The following is a 20,598-nucleotide window of genomic DNA, read 5'->3' as shown; positions in this document are numbered from 1 at the left end:
GACGATGATTGTATTGCTGATGCGCAAAATGGTTTGGTGCACGGGAGACGCTTCGTCAGCGGAATGCCCCTCTGATCGCTGTTATCCCCGGATTTTTTTGATCAACCTTTTCCAGGGTTAAAATCCGGTGATAAAGGCGAGCGCTTCGCTTCTTCTGGGCATTTCCGCTTCCTCCGCTACGTCGTGCACACAGGGTCACTTTGCTGGAAACTGCACTCCATTCATGCTGGATGGGCAGTATTGAAGTTCTGAAGCATCGCTAAGGCGCTTTGCTTCTTCTGGGTATTTCCGCTTCTTCCGCTATGTCGTGCACTGGGTAACTTTGCTGGAAAACTGCACTCCATTCATGCTGGAGGCAGTATTGAAGTTCTGAAGCATCGCTAGGGCTTTGCTTCTTCTGGGTCTTTCCTTCACTTTGATGGCAGTAACTTTGAAGAAGCTTTGCTTCTCCAAAGTTGTCCTGCCTCTTCGTTCAGGTGCTTAATATTTAACTTTATAAATAAATCCGTGATATTTAATCCTTGGAGTAATCCCGGATACGTGGTGGGATCAAGGATACGTCTACTGGCTCGTACGAGATTTTCGGGCCTTCCTTCGACCAGCTTGCGATGGTCGTTTTCAGGAACTCTTCATCATTACGTTCCGTGAAATCCGGTTTGTAATGCGCGCCGCGGCTTTCGTTACGGAGTAGAGCACCGAGAGTCATTGCTTCTGCCAGTTCAATCATGTTCCACAGTTGGCGAGTGAATGCTGCGCTCGGGTTATTCCAACCAGAGCTATCATACATGTTGATTTTGCCATAACGCTCTTTCAATTCCTTGATCTTGCCAATCGTGGCTTCAAGCTTGTCGTTGTAGCGCACAACCGTCATATTGGCTGTCATCCACTCGCCAAGCTCTTTATGAATGACATAGGCATTTTCCGTGCCCTGCATTTTCAAGATGCCTTCGTACTTGTCGCTTTGTTGTTTGGTGTGTTTCTCAAATACGGAAGATGGGATATCAGCGGACGACTTTTTGAGTCCTTTGATATATTCAGCCGCTTTTGGTCCAGCCACCATACCACCATAGATCGCAGATACCAATGAGTTTGCACCCAGACGGTTCGCACCATGGTATTGATATTCACATTCACCAGCTGCGAACAGCCCCGGAATGTTAGTCATTTGGTTGTAATCTACCCACATGCCGCCCATGGAATAATGGACTGCCGGGAAGATTTTCATTGGGATTTTACGCGGGTCATCACCCATGAACTTCTCATAGATCTCAATGATTCCGCCGAGTTTAACATCCAGTTCCTTCGGATCTTTGTGCGACAGATCGAGATAAACCATGTTCTCGCCGTTCACACCCAGACCCATATCCACGCAGACGCTGAAGATTTCACGAGTCGCGATATCACGTGGAACAAGGTTACCGTAGGATGGATATTTTTCTTCAAGGAAGTACCAAGGTTTTCCGTCTTTGTACGTCCAGATCCGTCCACCTTCACCACGCGCGGATTCAGACATGAGACGTAGCTTGTCATCCCCTGGAATGGCTGTTGGGTGAATCTGAATGAACTCCCCGTTTGCGTAATTTACACCTTGCTGATACACCGCACTTGCTGCTGTACCTGTGTTAATTACAGAGTTGGTCGTTTTACCGAAGATGATCCCCGGGCCACCACTCGCCAGAATAACCGCTTCTGCCGGGAAGGTCTGTACCTTCATCGTTTTCAGATCCTGAGCCACGATCCCGCGACATACGCCTTCATCATCCAAAACTGCCTGCAGGAACTCCCAGTTCTCATATTTCGTAACCAGGCCAGCTGCTTCCCAGCGACGTACCTGCTCGTCTAATGCGTAGAGCAATTGTTGTCCTGTTGTCGCTCCGGCAAATGCCGTACGGTGATGCTTCGTTCCCCCGAAACGACGGAAATCAAGCAAACCTTCCGGTGTCCGGTTGAACATTACGCCCATACGGTCCATCAAGTGAATGATGCCAGGTGCTGCTTCGCACATCGCTTTAACAGGAGGTTGGTTCGCAAGGAAGTCACCGCCGTATACCGTATCGTCAAAGTGTACCCATGGGGAGTCACCCTCACCCTTGGTATTTACCGCTCCGTTAATGCCGCCTTGTGCGCATACAGAGTGGGATCGTTTAACAGGAACCAGTGAAAATAAATGAACATGGACTCCGGCTTCAGCCGATTTGATCGCCGCCATCAATCCCGCGAGACCGCCGCCCACAATAATTACATTCGTTGATGCCATTGCTGTTCACTCCCTTATAAGTCAGCATTTATACGCTAAATGCTTAAATTAGAACTGTTTTTACTGCGTCAATCATCGAAGTAGCTGTCTGGAAATCAATGCTCCGGAAAGCAAATAGTGAAGCAATAAACATGATGGAAACAATAGCGAACAAGCTCATACATACGTAAGAGGATACACGTTGCGCACGCGGACCAACTGTAATTCCCCAGCTAACGAGGAACGACCACAGACCATTGGCAAAGTGATATGACGCCGCAACCACACTGATCATATATATCGCAAAGGTTATCGGATTCGTCACCGCATCATGTATAACGCCGCCAATCTCTTCATGGGATACATTACCCAGCGCAATCTGTACTCGCGTCTCCCATACGTGCCAGATGACGAATACAAACGTAATAATACCGCTTACCCTCTGTAACGTGTAGCGCCAGTTGCGCTCATTACCGTAACGCCCAACGTTAGGCTTGGCCTGATAGGCAATGTAAAGACCATAAACACCGTGATAGAACAACGGCAACCAGATAAGTAATGCCTCAATTACAATAACAAGAGGCAAACCGTTCAGAAATGCAACGGCACCGTAAAAAGCTTCTTTGCCGCCTTCAACTGCCGTGAAGTTCGTCACCAAATGCTCAACAAAAAACAAACTGAGCGGAATGACGCCAAGCAAGGAGTGCAGCTTTCTGGAGTAAAACCCTTTCATAAAATGTCGATCCCCTTTCGCTAAATACAACGTTTTCATAAATGATTTCACTTATCATGACACGAATCCTTTTCCATGAAAAGGTTCGACAAATTGTTCCGTTTTCCCCAGGTGTGAACAACTTGTGTCACGGTTCATGTTACTCCTTTTTTTCTTATAAGGGAATTGCAATATAATTATTAAATGTTATAACCTATAGGTATAAGCAGTGAAACATTGGGTTTACAGGCTATACAACATGGAAAACGATTGAGCAAGGGCAAGAATCACATTCATGGAAAAGAGGTTATTGTTCATGTTTGAGGAGTTAAATGCATTTGCAGCGGTCGTGGAGCAGTCCAGCCTCAACCGTGCATCCAAGTTACTGAACTTGTCCCAACCCGCACTTTCACGCAAAATTGCCAAATTGGAGGATGAACTCGGGGTTGCCCTGTTCCACCGCCGTGGCAAACGGCTGGAGTTAACCAGTGTGGGCCAGTTCACCTATACCTATGCTGTAGAACAGAAGCAGCAACAACAGAAGTTCCTCACTATGCTGGCCCAGTATAAAGACGAAGAACAGAGCACCATTACACTCGGAGCCAGTCTGACGACGCTTCAAACTACGTTACCACCTCTCGTCAATGCCTTTATGGAGAAACATCCAAATGCCGAACTGAAACTGTTGACGGGTAAAACACATGAGATTGTCTCGTTTGTGCGTGACAAAAAAGCCGATGTAGGCATTGTCGCCTCCTCCATCAGCGAAGTGGGGCTTAACTGTGTGCCGCTCTTTGACGATCACCTGGAACTGGTTGTACCGCTTACACACCCCTTGTCCGGTAAGGAAGCCGGGATGGAGCATTTGCAGGATCTGCCGATGATCACGTTCTCCAAAGGCACCTGGTATCGCAAATTAACGGACGACCTCTTCCAGCGCTGTGCCGTGATGCCGGATATTCGCATGGAGATTGATTCCTTCGAAGCGATCATCCGACTTCTGCCTTCCGCCAAAGCTGCTGCTCTATTGCCCAAGTCATATCTTCGTCCACAATTGCTCGCGGACAATGATCTTGTTTCTGTTCATTTGCCTCAATTACAGCAGACCCGCAGAACAACTTGTATGATCTATGGGGAAAAAGAGGACCTCAGCGAGACTTCCAGACAATGGGTCAAGGAGACGGCTGCACTCTTTACAGCAAAGGCGCCATTGCCCTCACGGAGGGCTACGACGCCTTTGCCTTGATCTGAAACAGCCAGGCTCTAACGTCTGGCTTCCATATTTAACACATGATAATTATCAGCTCTCTTGGCTGATAACCTCTTCTTCAAATCGGTCGATATCTGCATTATTACCAATAATGACCATGATATCCCCCATTTGAAGCGAATCCAGTGCCGTCGGAGCGATAATGACCCCAGCTTCTTTCTGTAACGCCACAATGCTACAACCAAAACGTACACGTGCATTCAGGGTTGAAAGGGTTTTGTTGTGCAGACAGGCGGGAACCTTCATCTCGACAATACTGTAATCATTGGATAATTCAATGTAATCCAGCAAGTTCGGGGTAACCAGCTGGTGGGCAACCCGAATGCCCATATCCCGCTCAGGATAAACGACACGATCAATCCCCAGTTTATCCAATGCGCGTCCGTGAAGGACGGATATGGCCTTGGCCACGACCGTCTTGACGCCCAGCTCTTTTAACAGAATCGCGGTGAGAATGCTCGTCTGAATATCATCCCCGATAGCAACGATACAGCAGTCAAAATTTCGAATACCCAGGGAGCGTAGCACTTCCTCATCTGTGGCATCGGCTACAACGGCATGGGTGACCAATTCACTAATGTCTTCGACGACTTCTTCATTTTTATCGATCCCGAGTACCTCGTAGCCGAGTTCCATTAATTCCTGTGCCAGACTGGAGCCAAACCGCCCAAGCCCAATCACCGCAAACTGCTGTGTTTTCATTGTTCTTCACGAACCCCTTATCCAAATCAATTTCAAAACTCACTAAAAATAGATTTATCCAATAATCATTTTGCCTTCCGGATACCTGTATAACTCTTTACCCTTTTTCTGCCCAAGTGCATACGCTAATGTAATCGGTCCAAGCCTTCCAGCAAACATCGTAAAACAAATCAGGAGTTTGCCCAATGTAGTCAACTTCAGCGTTAGTCCAAGCGATAATCCTACAGTACCAAAGGCCGATGTCGTTTCAAATAAGATCATCATAAAACTGGCGTCTTCTGTGGTACTCAGTGCCATCGTTACAGCTATGATGAACAAAAGCGCCAGCAATGTAATGGTAAGCGCCTTGAAAATCCGTTCCTGTACAAGCCGATAGCGGAAAAACACGATATCTTCACGTCCACGCATCATGGCGATGACCGCTCCAGCCATAATCATAAATGTCGTTGTTTTGATCCCGCCTCCGGTAGAACCCGGCGAAGCACCAATGAACATCAGAATGATCATAAAGAACTGTGTTGCCTGTCTCAGCCCGGCAATATCTACCGTATTGGCTCCTGCTGTTCGCGGCGTAACGGACTGGAAGAATGAACCGAGAATTTTGCCACCCCAGTTCAGGCCACCCAGTGTCCGTGGATTGCTGAATTCAAATACGAAAATGACAAGTGCACCAAACACAATTAACAATCCAGTCATTAACAGTACAACTTTGGAGTGCAGAGACAGCTTCCGCGTTTTGCGGTAATCCACCAGGTCTGACAACACCACAAAACCGATACCACCAGAGACAATCAGGAACATTGCTGTAAAATTAACCAACGGGTCATACACATAACCGGTCAAACTGCGGAAATCCCCAAACATATCAAAGCCCGCATTGTTGAACATCGAGATCGCATGCCAATAGCCGTAATAGATCGCCTGTCCGACTGGCATGTCGAACGACCAGCGGATGGCAAACAGTGTGCCACATATGCCTTCGATAATGAGTGAGTAGATCACAACTTTACGGATCAGCCGGACGATGCCCTCCATCGTGCTCTGGTTCATCGCTTCCTGTAGAATCAACCTTTCCCTGAGCGAGATCCGCCGTTTGAACGCAATGGCAACCAATGTGGACATTGTCATAAAGCCCAGTCCGCCAATCTGAATCAGAATCGCGATTACAACCTGACCCAGCACCGAGAAATGAGTCCCTGTATCGACCACAACCAGACCAGTGACACAAACAGCCGAAGTTGCTGTAAAGAGCGCATCAATAAATGCAAGACTGTCACCGTTACGGTTGGATGCCGGAAGCATTAACAACAGTGTGCCTACCAATATAATGCCAGCAAACCCTAACACAAGAATACGGGGTGGCGATAATCGCATCCATTGCACATTCAGTTTCACTTGAGTATCTTCCACCTCTTCTAAAATGAAAATAACTCCACACCCGTGGAGCCTTCTTCATTTGAAATGCTGTTGCCAAACGTTAAACAAGTATGATTCAGTTTAAAACGACATATATAATGAAGTTGGAATATATCCTATTCGTTCCCTTGTTGGGCGAAAGACATGCGAATCATTGCACATTTGTTTCAAAATTATAAGCGCTGCGACGTTTGTAGACAAAACGTTTTTTGTGGAAATCGGATCGAATTCAGCCAAAAAGGGAAGAACTCAGATATGGCGACGGATGGATCAGATTCTTTCGGTCCTTTTCATTCATTTTCAAGGATTTACACCTGTTTTCGTTACATCATTGGCATTCGGTGCTTGGCCTGTGCTATGTTAACTTTAATATCCATATTAGTGCGTGTTCAAAAAGGGCGGTTTTCAGTACCAAGAAGATGGGATGAAGATAGAAACTTTTTGAACTACCTCTATCAATAAAGGAGGAACACCATTACATGAATCCCTTAGGGCAGCCTTTGCAACTCAAGGCTAACTTCAAGCGGCTGGGGTTGCTTGCGGCGATTGGCCTGATTCTATTTTTTGTATTTCAGATCTTTCCTGCTACCTCATCGCAAACGACAGAAATTTCGTCTACGTCCTTCATAACCAAGGAGCAGGCGAAGCAATCCGCACGATCATTCGCAGCTTCTGTGAATGACTATACACTGCCAAATGATGATGCAAAAACCCTGGTCACCTACCAGACACATTCCGATATCTACGGATATATGGCCAAAACCAAACAACTTGATACCTATAACCAGAAATGGGAAACAAGCTATCCTTACGATGTATTCCGCGTTCGTTTGCCTGATCAAGACAAGGGCGGTTATCTTAATGTTGACGTACATATGAAAACAGGAAAAGTCGTCGGCTTCAAACGGGAACTGCCTTCTTCACTCTATACCGCCATTGAGGCGGAGCAGGTTAGTGGACGAGTGACCACATCGCAAGTACTTGCTGAAGGCAATATATCTCTGGACGAGAAACAACAGCTCGCGGCTGGCGTTCTGACCGAATTCGGTTATGAAGTGCCGGCACTTCAACTGGAGACTCGCGATGGTGAAGCGGGACTGAAGTATGTGGATTCTGAAAAAGCCATTGGAGACTCTAAGCTTGAATTGAATTTTACGTTTGAAGAGGGTGCGGTACGATCCTTCGATCCTGGATTCTCTGTCCCGGAATCCCATACTGATTATGTGAAAGATCAAACGCGCCAAGCCAATTGGATGACTTATGGCGGTTATGCATTCCTGACCTTTGTTCTGGGCGTGCTGGCAATCATCTATAGCATTCTGACCCGAGCACATACGTCTTTCAAACGCGGGATCATCCTCTCGCTGGTGTATTTCGCAGCTTCGGTAATTGGTACGCTGAACATGATACCACTCTTTCAGGCACAAGGGCTCTCCAGCTTCATGTTAGCGTTCCTGATGTTAATGCAGGCGGGAATTACACTGGTCATGAGTGCAACCATCTATCTGTCCCTTGTTGCTGGTGACGGCATGTGGCGCAAAATAGGTCTGAACCCATGGCCTCGTGCCAAAGAACCCGGATATGGAAAATATGTACTTCACAGCATGGTTGCTGGTTACCTGTGGGCATTCATTCTACTGGGTGTGCAATCCATCCTGTTCTTCATTCTGGAGCGAAGCATCGGCACATGGTCAACGACGTCAGCAGATCAATCTACTTTTAATATGACCTATGCCTGGCTCTTCCCGATCATGGCCTGGATGGCCGGTATTGGTGAAGAAACTGTTTATCGACTGTTCGGCATTCGCATGATGCAAAAGATTGTGCGTAACACGTTTATTGCCTGTCTGATTCCAACCATCATTTGGGCACTTGGACACACATTGTATCCGATCTATCCAGTAATCACCCGTCCCATTGAGCTGATGGTGATTGGATTGCTGTTCAGTCTGATCATGCTACGTCACGGCTTCATTGCCGTTGTATTCGCCCATGTGATCTTCGACAGCTTGCTGATGGGACTCAGCTTGGTCTTTATGGGTGATGCCCTGAATATGACAGCCGGACTCTTCTGGATTGTACTCCCGGCCATTGTTGGATATGTGGTCTACAAATTCAATCCAAAACAAAAAGAGAAGCCGTATGTTACGACTCCTCATCCCGAAGTGCTGCAATAATCTGATTTGCCAGTTTGTCACCAATAGATAGAGGCCGGAAGTCTTCAACGCTGGCCTCTTTTATTTTGCGCAAAGAGCCAAAATGCTTCAACAACAACTTACGCCGCTTCTCTCCAATACCCGGAATGGCATCCAAACGTGACGTGACCATCGATTTGCCACGCTGTTCCCGGTGGAACGAGATCGCAAAACGGTGGACCTCTTCCTGTATCCGCTGCAACAAGTAAAATTCCTGACTATCCCGTGGCAGGGAGATGACTTCCGGTGGATTACCGATCATCAACTGCGAAGTCTTATGCTTCGCATCCTTCACCAGACCACATACCGGAATAAACAGCCCCAGCTCATTTTCCAAAATATCGACCGCAGCCGAGATCTGTCCTTTACCACCATCAACCACAATCAGGTCAGGCTGGGTCAGGTTTTCTTTTAATACCCGTTCGTAACGGCGACGGATGACCTCTCTCATCGTTTCATAATCATCCGGCCCTTCAACCGAACGGACCTTGTACTTCCGATATTCCTTCTTATCCGGTTTACCATCGGTAAATACGATCATGGCAGATACCGGGTTTGTACCCTGAATGTTCGAGTTATCAAACGCTTCAATACGGTGAAGCTGATCCAATCCAATAAAACGTCCCAGTCCTTCGGCAGCTTTGGATGTACGTTCTTCATTTCGCTCAATCAAACGGAACTTCTCTTCCAATGCCACACGTGCGTTATCCACAGCCATCGTGATCATCTGGCGTTTCAATCCACGTTGCGGAATGAGCACTTTGATCTCCAACCACTCCTGTAAAGCAGCAGCAACCTGAGTTGGGTCTTCCAGTCCTGATGGAAGCTTTTCAGTTGAAGTAGTTGTATCCATTATTAGAGCATCCTCTTGCATACTGTCAGGTTGTTCACCTTCTGCCTCAGCGGAAGCTCCGTAAGTTGCACGAGTCTCAGCAACCAGTGGCTGGGAAGCGTTACTATGCTCCACTTGTCCCGCCTGATCGAACTCTACCGTAACTGCGGCAGGTACCGATCCATCAGTATCAGAACCCGTATCAACACTATCATTATCTGTTGCAAGATCCTTGGGCATTTCCGGCAACAAAATTTCTTGTGGCAATGCCGGATTATCGCTGTAATACTGTGTTACATAGGACATGAAGTCACTATACGCCTCACCGTAAAACGGGAAGGTTGATACGTGACGTTCAATCATTTTACCCTGACGCATATATAGAATCTGGACACACATCCAGCCTTTATCAATGGCAAAACCAAATACATCACGGTCTCTGGCATCGGCCATCGTAATTTTCTGTTTTTCCATCATCGCATCAATGGCGATTACCTGATCGCGCAGCTCCTTGGCACGTTCAAAATAAAGATCCTCCGCAGCCTCTTGCATCTTACGCTGCAAATCCTTCTTGATCTCTTCGTGACCACCGCTCAGAAATGAACCAATCTCTTGGGAAATCTGGTCGTACTGCTCCTTCTCAACTTCCTTCACACAAGGGGCAAGACACTGTCCCATGTGATAGTACAGGCACACTTCTTTGGGCATTACACCACATTTGCGCAGTGGATACATGCGATCGAGCAATTTTTTCGTTTGGTGTGCCGCATACGAGTTCGGATAAGGTCCGAAATATTTGGCTTTATCTTTCAGCACACGCCGGGTTACTTCCAGCCGGGGGTGCTTTTCATTTGTAATTTTAAGATATGGGAATGTCTTGTCATCCTTAAGCAACACGTTGTACCGCGGCATATGTTTCTTGATCAGGTTACACTCCAGAATGAGTGCTTCCATGTTACTGCCCGTCACGATATATTCGAAATCACGAATTTCAGACACCAGACGCTGGGTCTTTCCGTTATGACTGCCGATAAAATAAGAGCGTACGCGGTTCTTCAACACTTTAGCCTTACCAACATAGATAATGGTGCCTTCACTGTTCTTCATCAGGTAACATCCAGACATGTCTGGCAGCAAAGCGAGCTTGTGGCGAATCTGCTCCAATGCCTTCTCCTGATCCTGCAAATCATTGATGAATTGATCCATAATTCGGTGAATCCTCCTTCCCGAAGAAAGTATAAATAAAAGGTTACACTAAGCCATTCTGATTACAGTACCGTCTTCCAATCCGTTATCGGATTGTCTCTGAGTCACCTTTTTTTATAAGAAGAAACTAAAGATAATTCACACTGACACTACGATGACAGAACAACCTTCCAATCCCTGTTATCCCCAGATTTTTTTCATTCCCTTTTTCTCAAGGGAAAAATCTGTTGATAAAGGGGCACGCTTCGCTTTTTCAGGTTTTTTCTGTCCTCTCCGTTACTGTGTAAATAATTAGTTCCAACTATATATCAGAGATGAATCCGGGATAAACGCGAGCACTTAGCTTCTCCAGATCGGTTCTGTACTCTACATTCAAGTGTAAAAAATATTTTTACTTTATATTGTCCTATATAAAGGTATTCGACGCAAAACGCCCCCGGCATGTAAACCGGAGGCGTATGTGTAAACCTGTAAATTATTGGTGTTTTTCGATAATTCCTTTGAGCGCATCTTTCGAGTTCAGACCAACCACTTTATCTACCGGTTGACCGTCTTTGAAGAAGATCAAAGTTGGAATGCTCATTACGCCAAAGCGGGAAGCTGATTCCGGATTTTCATCCACGTTAACTTTAGCAATTTTCACTGCATCGCCAACTTCTGTGGACAGCTCTTCCAGGATTGGAGCGAGCATTTTACAAGGACCACACCAAGGCGCCCAGAAATCAACAAGAACCGTTCCTTCGCCTTCTACTTCAGCGTTGAAGGATTGATCGGATACGTTAACAATAGCCATGAAATTGTCCTCCTTATATATACTTACGGTTTTATTTTAACCTGTAACGTCGTGAACGACACTTCCAGTATAACACAGGTACGTCAAACTTGTGAATTGAACGCTGCAATGTTCATCTTCCCAACATCAAATCTTCACAATTACAGGATGTAGCATACTAACTGCAAAATCTTTACAAACGCTTTCTTTTCCAAGTATACTAAAATTACTCCGGGTTTCAGCCCCTCCCATACGGGCAAGCTGTTTCCCCATAAGGAGGCAATAACATGGATGCAAATGTGCGGATCAGCGACCCGCGTGAACATGTGAACGAGGAACCCCGCAACGATCTATTTGATCTGATCGCGGGTGTTGCCGGCATGGCTGGCCTGATGACAGTGATCTTTTTCGGTATGGTTATCTTCAAATTCCTCACCGAATAGGACACTCACAGGTCTCACGCAGGACCAGAAAAGCCCGGTTTTCGCGACAATGCGAAAGCCAGGCTTTTTTTGGGACTACTTTAGCTTTTGATTACAATCAGCTCAGCTTCTAAATCGTAAGCTCCACCGATAATTTGAAGATTAACCTTGTCCAGAACCTTTTGGTTCAATTAGATCGGTTTAACGTTTACCGCGCTGATTCTCACCCCGAACGGAGATAACATCCACAAATGGACGAATCCGGTCCATGAGACGCTGGCCTTTATTCATTTCCTCGCCGTCCCGATTGGTGAAACTAAGATGTTTCTCTAGCCCATCCAGATTGTAATTGGACGTATAGAACGTTGGTTTGCGATTCATCCGATAGTTCAAAATGGACCCCATCACATGATCCCGAACCCAAGGGTTCAGATTCTCTGCCCCGATATCATCAAAGATGAGCAGATCACAACTTTTCAAAATATCCGTCATTTCCTTCAGCTTCTGCCCTTCACTGATCATGGATTTCAGATCCTCCACAAAGTCAGGCATATAAATAATGACACCCGTGTGGCCTGCAACCGCCAGTTCATGCAACAGGTAACACATCAGAAACGTCTTGCCCGTCCCGAATGTTCCTTCCAGAAACAGTCCTTGCGGAGATAATCCGTTCTCCTTGGTCTCGCTAATATACCGAAGCACCTGATTCACTGCCGGAGCACGCATCCGATCCTTGCCCATAATCTCCACATCGTTGTATCCGGCACTGAGCGCACGCTCGTCCACATAGAAACTGCGAATGCGTTGCTTAATAATATGTTCATTTTGCCGGGCGATATGTTTGGAACAAGGTGCTTTTATATCTATGATTTCGGGTTTACCGTTAAAATGTTCTACTTCCAGTTTGCAAAAGTGGCCCTGAAAATCGTTAGGGCAGTTGTCGAGTCCTGGGCAATTCGCACAGTTCTTAGAGTCTTTGGCGTACTGAAACAGCTTGCTCAGATCGGTCATGAGCTGTGCATCTTGCAGTTCAGGATGACCTGCGCGGAATTCACGTACATACGGATTTTCCATCAATTCCGCCGCAATCCGCCGCGATTGCTCACGAAAGGCAGGGTTCAGCTGCTGAAGCAGTCCTCCCAAGGATTCCATGGCTTCAAGCCCCCTTAATGTTTCAATATAGAATGAACAATGAAGTGTACCCCTGACCATCTTGATGGCATAGGAACTTTCGATCATTTGCAATTCTACTGTTCATTCTATAGAAAAACAACCAATAACTCAACTCATAGATCTGGTAAATAGCGTAACCCTTCTGCCACCGTACGTAATGCCTAGTTTATAGTACACTTGCAGTCCTGTACCTTTTAGTGTGTGTTCAAAAGTCTGTTTTTCGACTCTTTAAACAACTTTGATCAGCGGCGCAAGCCGACAGTAACGATCTCGCATGAATCTGTCTGTATGTTCCATTCCTTGGTGGCAAATGATAATGTTGATGCCTCTTCTATGCTGTTAAGATGAAGTATTTCGCCCTCTTCCTCCAGGATGTTGCTTTTGTATGCCGTTTCGAATGGCTGCGGATTCGCTTGTGATGTTGCAAGCTTCAACGTGGCAGAGTCGGTGGTCATATTGAACCAGCGTAGCATGACATCGCCGGAATCCTCATTTACCTTGAGTGAAGAAAACGCCAATCCTTCCCCTTGCCATGCAAACGGTGTGTTGTTAGGTGTCAGATAACCCGTGTGTACTTCGGTTTGTGCCAGCGTCCAAGGAACCTGGAACTGATACGCCTCAATATATGCACCTGATGCTGCACCATTTCCATCATGCGGAATGATCTCGATCTGAAATGTATGTTCACCAAGGCATTGTGCTTCCGGTGTCGGGAACAAACCCCAGTCTCCGAGTTCGCCCACAGCACGAAGCAGCGTTACGGCGATGGTGTTACGTCCATCTTGAAGGACTTCATATTCATTCAGACCCAGATTGGCTACGACCAATCCCGCCTCTTTTTCACTCACATCCACAAAATTCTGTTGATGCTGTGTATTGCTTGGATTTTGCCACTCCGGTGCAGGCTTGTTATCACGCGTTGCAATTTCGAACATGGAATCCACATGATGAACAGCAGATACAAGATCCGTTGGGAAAAGAGCACGCACCCGATGATCCTTCGCCTGATTGTTGAAGGTTGTTTCCATTTGTACTCCTTTTCCATTACGACTCAGTGATATCACTGTACGAATCTGGAGCGGAATCATTTTAGTTGAACGCTGGGCTTTGCGATGTGGATAATAAATCAGTTCTCGCTGTTCCTGATCCAGCATCTCATCCGCTGACTCCGGTATTTCCCAATGATGAATAACTTCGAACGAGGCAGAGTATGATGTATCCTCAAGGACCCGAATCTCGGCCTGAAGCTCGTGTGTTGTTCGCGCCACTTCATTCTCTGGTTGCTTGAACATGTATTCATTACCGATATCACCCACATTTTCGTACACCCCAAGGTCCTTATAAGTCCGACCTGTTCGTTTATCTGTGAGTGTGAATGAACCGTTGTCTGCAATCGTGACGATCATATGTTGATTTTCCATGCCACGTTCACCACGCAACAACGTAGTCGTTTTCGACGGAGTACCACTCTCAGCATCATCCGCAACGTTGACCAATGCATAGGTTTTCAGGCCAAATGCAGCTACATTCTCTGTTTCAAAACGAATACGAACGCGCCGACAGCTATACGGCTGGCGGAAGCGATCATCCGGCAAATCATAGCCAAATTGCAGACCCAGATCCTCCACCGTACATGGAATGTGGTTACCATCTTCATCTACCAGTATGCGATCTGACAGGTCAACGGCTTTCATCTGTGCCGCCATTTCCTCCAATGTATGTCCATCCCGGAAATACAACCGAGCCGCGTCCAGTTCCATCTGAACTACACCGCTGCGTTCCCAACCCGTTGTATTAAATACCACAACAGGTCGAGCCTGCTCGCCGTAACGCTCAAATATGGAGGTATCGACAGCTGTAGTAATCTGGCTGGTGCTCTCTTCAATTAAAGCCTCTGCTACATGACGGCTCTTATCAAACCGTGTCACCATCTCGCGATGCACCTCATCCACACTGCATCCACAGATGCTGTCATGCGGATGATTTTGCATCAGCGTTTTCCAGGCATACGTCAGTTGATCATGTGGATAGGCATGTCCAAGCAGATAGGCGTAGGATGCCAGGGGTTCAGCCACTTTTTCCAGCATAGTCTGGCCCAGCTGGTTCATCTGTTTCAGATACACACGAGCCGAGGCGGTGTTCACCAGAGTTCCCCAGCCATCGGTACGCTGACTGCGCAATTCGCCTTTGACCGTGGACAGTTCATGTTCAGACGATGCTCTCAAAGCTTCCAGATAATCCGGAAAGTTGGAGTGAATGAACTCGATATCGGGATGTAATTGTTCAGCCATGCGAATCGCTTCTGGCAGATCTCGCTGAATTGGTTGATGATCACATCCGTTCATGTACAACAACTCATTGGTCGATGCATATTTCTCGGCATCTGCAAGCTTGGTTTCCCAGAACTTGCGGGCCGATTCCTCGTCTACTGGAACTTCATTTCCGTTGGAGTACCAGTTGGCAAACAATACGCCGAGTACTTTTGATCCGTCTGGTCCTTCCCACATCAGCTCCGAGAAGCTTGATTCATATCCGGCATCCGATACCGTATTATTAAATCCGGTAGGCTTCACACCACGTCCAAAAAACACATTATCAATGCCTGATTGTTGCATCAGCTGCGGAGTCTGTCCGACCAATCCAAATGTATCGGGAAAGTAACCAATTTTCGAAGGGGTGCCGTAACGTTTGGCGTCCTTATGTCCAACCTGCATGTTGCGCACATTGGCTTCTCCACTCGTCAGAAACGCATCCTGCAAAATGTACCATGGTCCAATCACAATCCGCCCATTGCGGATATGCTTCTCCAGTCTTTCCTTCTGCTCCGGGCGAACCTGAAGATAATCATCGATAATAATCGTTTGTCCATCCAAATAAAAGCTTTTATAGTCCGATCCCTCATCAAGCTGATCCAACAGTGAATCGACGAGCTGAATAAGACTCATATGATGCTTCTCATACGGCAAGTACCATTCCCGATCCCAGTGGGTATGCGAAATAATATGTGCTCTCTTCGACTTGTTTGTCCGTTTGATCATTGCGTTATGCCACCTCTTTCCTCTTGTTGTACAATCTCAACCTCATCAGGGCGATACACCGCAATCAGCTTTCCGGAAGCATCCGTGGCAAATAACACCGAACGATTTTTCTCCAATTGGAACGAGTACGATACACCTGTACGTTGATCTCTCACGTGAACTTCATGGTTCAAGGCAAATTCCGATACAAATACATACAGATTTCCTTTTGGAAAACTCAGCTTCCGGCCATAGATCCCTGCGATATCTCCGCCAGATATCCATTCCAACTCCTGTTCGATGCCCGAAATCTCGGTTGCATAACGATACAATTCAGCAAGTGGCTCGTCCCGTCCATTTAACTCGAGTGGCAGTGGAGTCCAGATTAATTTCCCTTTACCCAAAGGCAAAACGGTTACTTCATCTGCTGTACCTTTATCCCCATGAAGCAACGTCTCCTTTGCCACCTCGGCGATACGACGCCGTCCATAGGTCACACGGTGATTCACGCCATTAATATTCAGCAGTTCTTCCCGCTGCACGTTACCCAGACTGCGTTTGCCTACAATATGATCTGCCCGGTCAGTTGCCTTCCAGTATGCATCCAGTCCCAGTGGTCCAGTGATGAGCAGACTTGTACCTGTCTTCTCCGCAAACGTGAGCAATTGTTGAAGTGCATCGCTGTCCATATTATGCGGACTCGGTACGATGATCAGTTTCGGTGGCTGCTGCTCCAAAGCTTCCAGATGATATTCGGATAACGCACGGAATGGCAATTTCAGATCATAGGACATTACACGAGTCAGCTTTGTTGTGGCATCATAGGCCAGGGCACGGTTGGAGAAGTCATTGGAATACGGGAACACGACTGCAATATCCTCCAGCTCGCGGTCTTCAAAGAGATCACGAATGCCATGCATGAATCGGCCAAAATCATAAGACACATCCGCCTCGGGTTTCTCCGTACCATCTGCACGAAGGGCTCCGATATGAGACTCATTGGCATTATCCATATAAAAGTTGGTGTTCCAGATCCATTGCACCGCTCCTGCGCCGCCTGTCGAGAACGCATAGGCGTACTTGCGTTCGAGAATACCACGAAGCTCTTCTTCCGTACGTTTGGCTCTCCCATCCGGGGTTTCCACATACATGATGCCCGTCTCCTGAATGAGATTTGGTTTATGTGGCGTTTTAGCGAAAATGCCATCCCATATCAGATCATCGTTTAACCACCAGGAATGCACGGTTGTATAATCCACCTCACGTTCATAGAAGAACGGAGAAGGACGCTGTGCACCAAGGGCTTCGTCCTGTCCCACGGTAACCAGATGATCGGGAACCAGGTCTTTGATCGTACCTACAAGCTCTCTTGCCCAAACATTGTGCATCTCCATAGAGAAGAGACAGTAATCGAGCCAGCGTGTTCCCTTTTTGGCCTTGTGCATGTCCTGTACATCAAAGTTAATCTCTTCCGCCTCCGGAATCACCGCGGCTGCAAAATTCGGAAGCTGCTTCGGTGACATGTTCCATGCCTCCTGCAACGCCTCAATCGTCTCATGACGCTGTTGGAGCCAAGCGATATAAGCCTGCTGTTCATACGAATCTCTCGCTGAGCGCGGGCCAGCTGAGAAGATGCGCACCGGATCAAACATGGATGGCTCATTAATCAGATCCCAGTCCACATGGGTTGTATGCGTGTGACGACTGACGATGCTGCGGATGAAACGTTTCTGTGCTTCGACACTCTGCGGGTCCAGATACGGATTCGTTCCTTCCCATGTCTCCGGTGTAAAGGAGAAGAAGGTGAACGTGACCTGTAAGCCATGCCGTTTCGCCGTTAAAATAAATGCATCAATGGCACGAAGCACATCCTCTGCCATATGTCCGTCCACCTGCATCATGTTGCGATAGGCGGTCCAGATTCCCGTCCGAATCCAGTTGATGCCGGCTTTTGCCATCTGAGCCATGTCTCGATCCCAGACATCCGCATTGGGCAGAAATAAAAATTTCCGTGCCACATCGGAGGTCATGTAGGTCATACCCACAACAGGGAGAGGACGTCCGTCTTTTACAAAATAATCCCTGCTGCGGGTAATCACTTCCCCTTCTGCCAGCAGTGCAGCATCCTGTCCCCAGAAGCCTTGACGCAAGATTCGAACTTCACCGTCAGGAGCCTGCGCGTGGCATATGATCCGATACAGCCCACTCTTAATGGAAACCGGGAGAAGTATACGTTCGAAACGCTGCTCACCAGAAAGTTCCATCTCCAGTCGATGGCTCCATACCTTCTCCGTCGTGCCACTTGTGCGATTCTCATGCTCGACTGTTATGTCGAATGCCCACAGCTCGGACTCGGTAAGTCTGTTGCCTGCTCGCTGTAAAATCTGGCCTTGAAGTGTGAGTACAGCCCGCTCATCTGGCTCATACGAAGCATAATTCGTTTTGAGGGATAACTCGGTTACACCTTGCGCACAGAATTGCGCCCATTTCACAATCTCGGCAGCGCCATCCTGCGTCCAGAATGAGGTGGTCAGCGGCAGATGTACAAACATCCAGCGTGAACCTACGAAAGTCCCGCGCGAGTTTTCCCACAGAACGACCGGAGCGGCGACACTGCGCCCGTCTTTACTCATGCCACGAAGCAATGGATAAATCTGCGTACTCATCGGTCCTGATGACCCCATCTGGTGGGGCAGATCACTTGTTTTGGTTGTATGTGGAACCAAATTCCATGTATCTGCCTTCTCGAACAGCCCCTCTTTCCCAGTGAGAAGCGGGATCTGTTCGGATGAAGTGTACGATTGCACATTGGCAGAAGATACGTTCAGTGCCTCATGAATATAGAGTTCCTGATGATACGCGGTCTGCTCGGACTCTACAACCCATGCCCCATTTTCATATCGAACCGGACGTTCGAAGGGTGCGCCCCCCACACTGATCAGGCTTCCTCCCTGATGCAAATAAGCTGCAATCTCCGTCCAAGCGGATTTGGGGAAATAGGGTGCGTGCAGATTGACCAGACATCCTTCACCAGCTGTGGTCTTCAAAACCTCTGCAAGTTCTTCGGCGTTTACAACGGTGATCTCTTCAACTGCTTTCCATGTATTCAGAGCCTCATGAGTTGGAGAAGCACCTTCCATTGGAAACGCAGGATCAGCGAAGATAATCAGCTTTTTATCATTAGGTTGCATACTCATAACAGGCCATCCTTCATGGATTTATAGACCAACTGGGAGAACAGACTGTTGGACCATGCAAACCATTTTCGTGTAAACATCGTTGGATCATCGGCGTGGAAGCCTTCATGCATATAACCTGTATCTGCATCTGTCGCTTCGAGCATGCGAATAATCTCCAGTTTCTCCTCGGCAGACTGCGCAGTCAGTCCTTGCATGGACAATCCCATATGCCAGATGTAATCTGGTGGGGTGTGCGGACTTCCGATCCCTTTGGCAACCTTGCCCTCATAATAGAACGGGTTCTCTTTGCTCAGGGCAAAACGGCGCGTATTCTGGTAGATCGGATCATCTGCTGTGACGTAACCCAGATATGGAATGGACATGAGTCCTGGTGTACCCGCATCGTCCATGAGACAGTGGTTGCCATAACCGTCCGTCTCGTACGCATAGATCGGTCCAAATTCCGGATGACGATAAATCCCGTACAACTGAATGCCGTGATCCACGTCCTGCTCCAGATCCTTCAATTCCTGCAAAAGTTCCATATCCCGGAACACCCACTCGGCAAACTCCTGCATTTGGCGCAGAGCTACAACCGCGAACATGTTGCCAGGGATATTGTAGTGGAAATCACACGCATCATCACTGGAACGGAAACCGGACCAGATCATACCCGTGTAGTTGACTGGCATACCTTTTCCGTGATTGCGCAGGGAATCTGTTGGGATGCCGTTATTACGAGTAAAGCGATATGGAGATTGTTCCATGTGATGCTGTTCGACTTTGAACAGGTCCACAATTTTACGCATCGCTGCTTTGAAGCTTGAATCAAAAATGTCGGTCAGCTCGGTTTCCTTCCAATATAAATAGGCCAGGCGTACAACGAAACATAATGAATCAATCTCGAATTTGCGTTCCCACACCCAAGGCGACATCTCGGTTTCGTCCGTGGTGTTCCAATGCCAGTCGTTAGCAGTCTCATTGAAGGCATTGGCATATGGATCGATGTGAACATACTGGATATGACGTTTGATCAGCCCACCAATAATGCGTTGCAGGTCCTCGTCTTCTTTTGCAAACGGAATGTAATGTACTACCTGCTCCACGGAATCACGCAGCCAGGAAGCCGGAATATCTCCTGTGATAACAAAAGTCGTACCGTCCTCCATCAACTTGGTTGTTGTTTCTATAGTGTTGGGGAAGCAGTTTTTGAATAATTGAAGCAGTTTTGGTCGGTGAGCCAGTTTCTGTTCTGCTTCTTCGAGCACGGCCTGAATGGATTGTGGCAAAGCAACAGGTGGCATGGGTATTTTGGGTAATCTGAACTGTTCCATGGATGAGTGCAACTCCTTAAACAAATTGAATGGTGTAGCTATACAAGATCAAGCTGAGAACATTCACACTAGACCACTACGATGACAGAATAACCTTCCGATCGCTGTTATCCCCAGATTTTTTTTGTTTCC

The 20,598-nt window shown here is 47.3% G+C and carries 13 protein-coding genes; 3 read left to right on the top strand and 10 right to left on the bottom strand.

Features of this window, described 5'->3' with window-relative positions; genetic code table 11:
• Positions 1-514: 514 nt before the first annotated feature.
• Both sdhA and MKY28_RS01515 read right to left on the bottom strand, forming a co-directional pair.
• Complete coding sequence (gene sdhA, locus MKY28_RS01520) at positions 515-2,257, bottom strand: succinate dehydrogenase flavoprotein subunit (RefSeq protein ID WP_036605793.1); 1,743 nt, start codon at positions 2,255-2,257, stop codon at positions 515-517.
• A gap of 43 nt (positions 2,258-2,300) precedes the next feature.
• Entirely contained in the window at positions 2,301-2,969 is a 669-nt protein-coding gene (locus tag MKY28_RS01515) for a succinate dehydrogenase cytochrome b558 subunit (protein WP_036605792.1), read from the bottom strand.
• 295 nt (positions 2,970-3,264) lie between these two features.
• On the opposite strand from MKY28_RS01515, the gene MKY28_RS01510 reads away from it, so the two are divergent.
• Positions 3,265-4,194 (top strand): LysR family transcriptional regulator, encoded by a 930-nt coding sequence (locus MKY28_RS01510; RefSeq protein WP_036673385.1) that lies wholly within the window; start codon positions 3,265-3,267, stop codon positions 4,192-4,194.
• Positions 4,195-4,248: 54 nt separating this feature from the next.
• Here MKY28_RS01510 and MKY28_RS01505 read toward each other — a convergent pair whose 3' ends face one another.
• Positions 4,249-4,920, bottom strand: coding sequence for a potassium channel family protein (locus tag MKY28_RS01505; protein ID WP_017692455.1), 672 nt, complete (start codon positions 4,918-4,920; stop codon positions 4,249-4,251).
• A 54-nt stretch (positions 4,921-4,974) separates the two neighbouring features.
• Complete coding sequence (locus MKY28_RS01500) at positions 4,975-6,294, bottom strand: TrkH family potassium uptake protein (RefSeq protein ID WP_076329071.1); 1,320 nt, start codon at positions 6,292-6,294, stop codon at positions 4,975-4,977.
• Between the two features lie 521 nt (positions 6,295-6,815).
• On the opposite strand from MKY28_RS01500, the gene MKY28_RS01495 reads away from it, so the two are divergent.
• Positions 6,816-8,513, top strand: coding sequence for a CPBP family intramembrane glutamic endopeptidase (locus MKY28_RS01495; protein ID WP_315370502.1), 1,698 nt, complete (start codon positions 6,816-6,818; stop codon positions 8,511-8,513).
• Here MKY28_RS01495 and uvrC read toward each other — a convergent pair.
• Positions 8,482-10,569, bottom strand: a complete 2,088-nt coding sequence (gene uvrC, locus MKY28_RS01490; protein WP_036605789.1) for an excinuclease ABC subunit UvrC — start codon at positions 10,567-10,569, stop codon at positions 8,482-8,484. The two genes, MKY28_RS01495 and uvrC, sit on opposite strands and share 32 nt — an antisense overlap.
• A gap of 475 nt (positions 10,570-11,044) precedes the next feature.
• Positions 11,045-11,362: a thioredoxin gene (trxA, locus tag MKY28_RS01485; protein WP_036605788.1), complete on the bottom strand. Its 318-nt coding sequence runs from the start codon at positions 11,360-11,362 to the stop codon at positions 11,045-11,047.
• A gap of 266 nt (positions 11,363-11,628) precedes the next feature.
• On the opposite strand from trxA, the gene MKY28_RS01480 reads away from it, so the two are divergent.
• Positions 11,629-11,784, top strand: a complete 156-nt coding sequence (locus MKY28_RS01480) for a hypothetical protein (RefSeq protein WP_017692450.1) — start codon at positions 11,629-11,631, stop codon at positions 11,782-11,784.
• Between the two features lie 180 nt (positions 11,785-11,964).
• Here MKY28_RS01480 and dnaI read toward each other — a convergent pair whose 3' ends face one another.
• The 4 genes from dnaI to MKY28_RS01460 all read right to left on the bottom strand — a co-directional run bounded on the left by dnaI (position 11,965) and on the right by MKY28_RS01460 (position 20,466).
• Positions 11,965-12,915 carry a primosomal protein DnaI gene (gene dnaI, locus MKY28_RS01475; RefSeq protein WP_036605787.1) on the bottom strand — a complete coding sequence of 317 codons (951 nt, stop codon included), beginning with the start codon at positions 12,913-12,915 and terminating at the stop codon, positions 11,965-11,967.
• Between the two features lie 263 nt (positions 12,916-13,178).
• Positions 13,179-15,974: an alpha-mannosidase gene (locus MKY28_RS01470; RefSeq protein WP_036605786.1), complete on the bottom strand. Its 2,796-nt coding sequence runs from the start codon at positions 15,972-15,974 to the stop codon at positions 13,179-13,181.
• Positions 15,971-19,150, bottom strand: coding sequence for a beta-galactosidase (locus MKY28_RS01465; protein ID WP_340934521.1), 3,180 nt, complete (start codon positions 19,148-19,150; stop codon positions 15,971-15,973). The genes MKY28_RS01470 and MKY28_RS01465 overlap by 4 nt, the downstream gene beginning before the upstream one ends.
• Positions 19,147-20,466: a glycoside hydrolase family 125 protein gene (locus tag MKY28_RS01460; protein WP_340934520.1), complete on the bottom strand. Its 1,320-nt coding sequence runs from the start codon at positions 20,464-20,466 to the stop codon at positions 19,147-19,149. Before MKY28_RS01460 ends, MKY28_RS01465 begins: the two co-directional genes overlap by 4 nt.
• Between the last annotated feature and the right edge of the window lie 132 nt (positions 20,467-20,598).

The sequence above is a fragment of the Paenibacillus sp. FSL R5-0473 genome, assembly GCF_038004565.1.
GTDB classification, from domain to species: Bacteria; Bacillota; Bacilli; order Paenibacillales; family Paenibacillaceae; genus Paenibacillus; species Paenibacillus amylolyticus.
The sequence above is the reverse complement of the archived record's forward strand: the minus strand, read 5'-3'. Positions and strand labels throughout refer to the sequence as shown.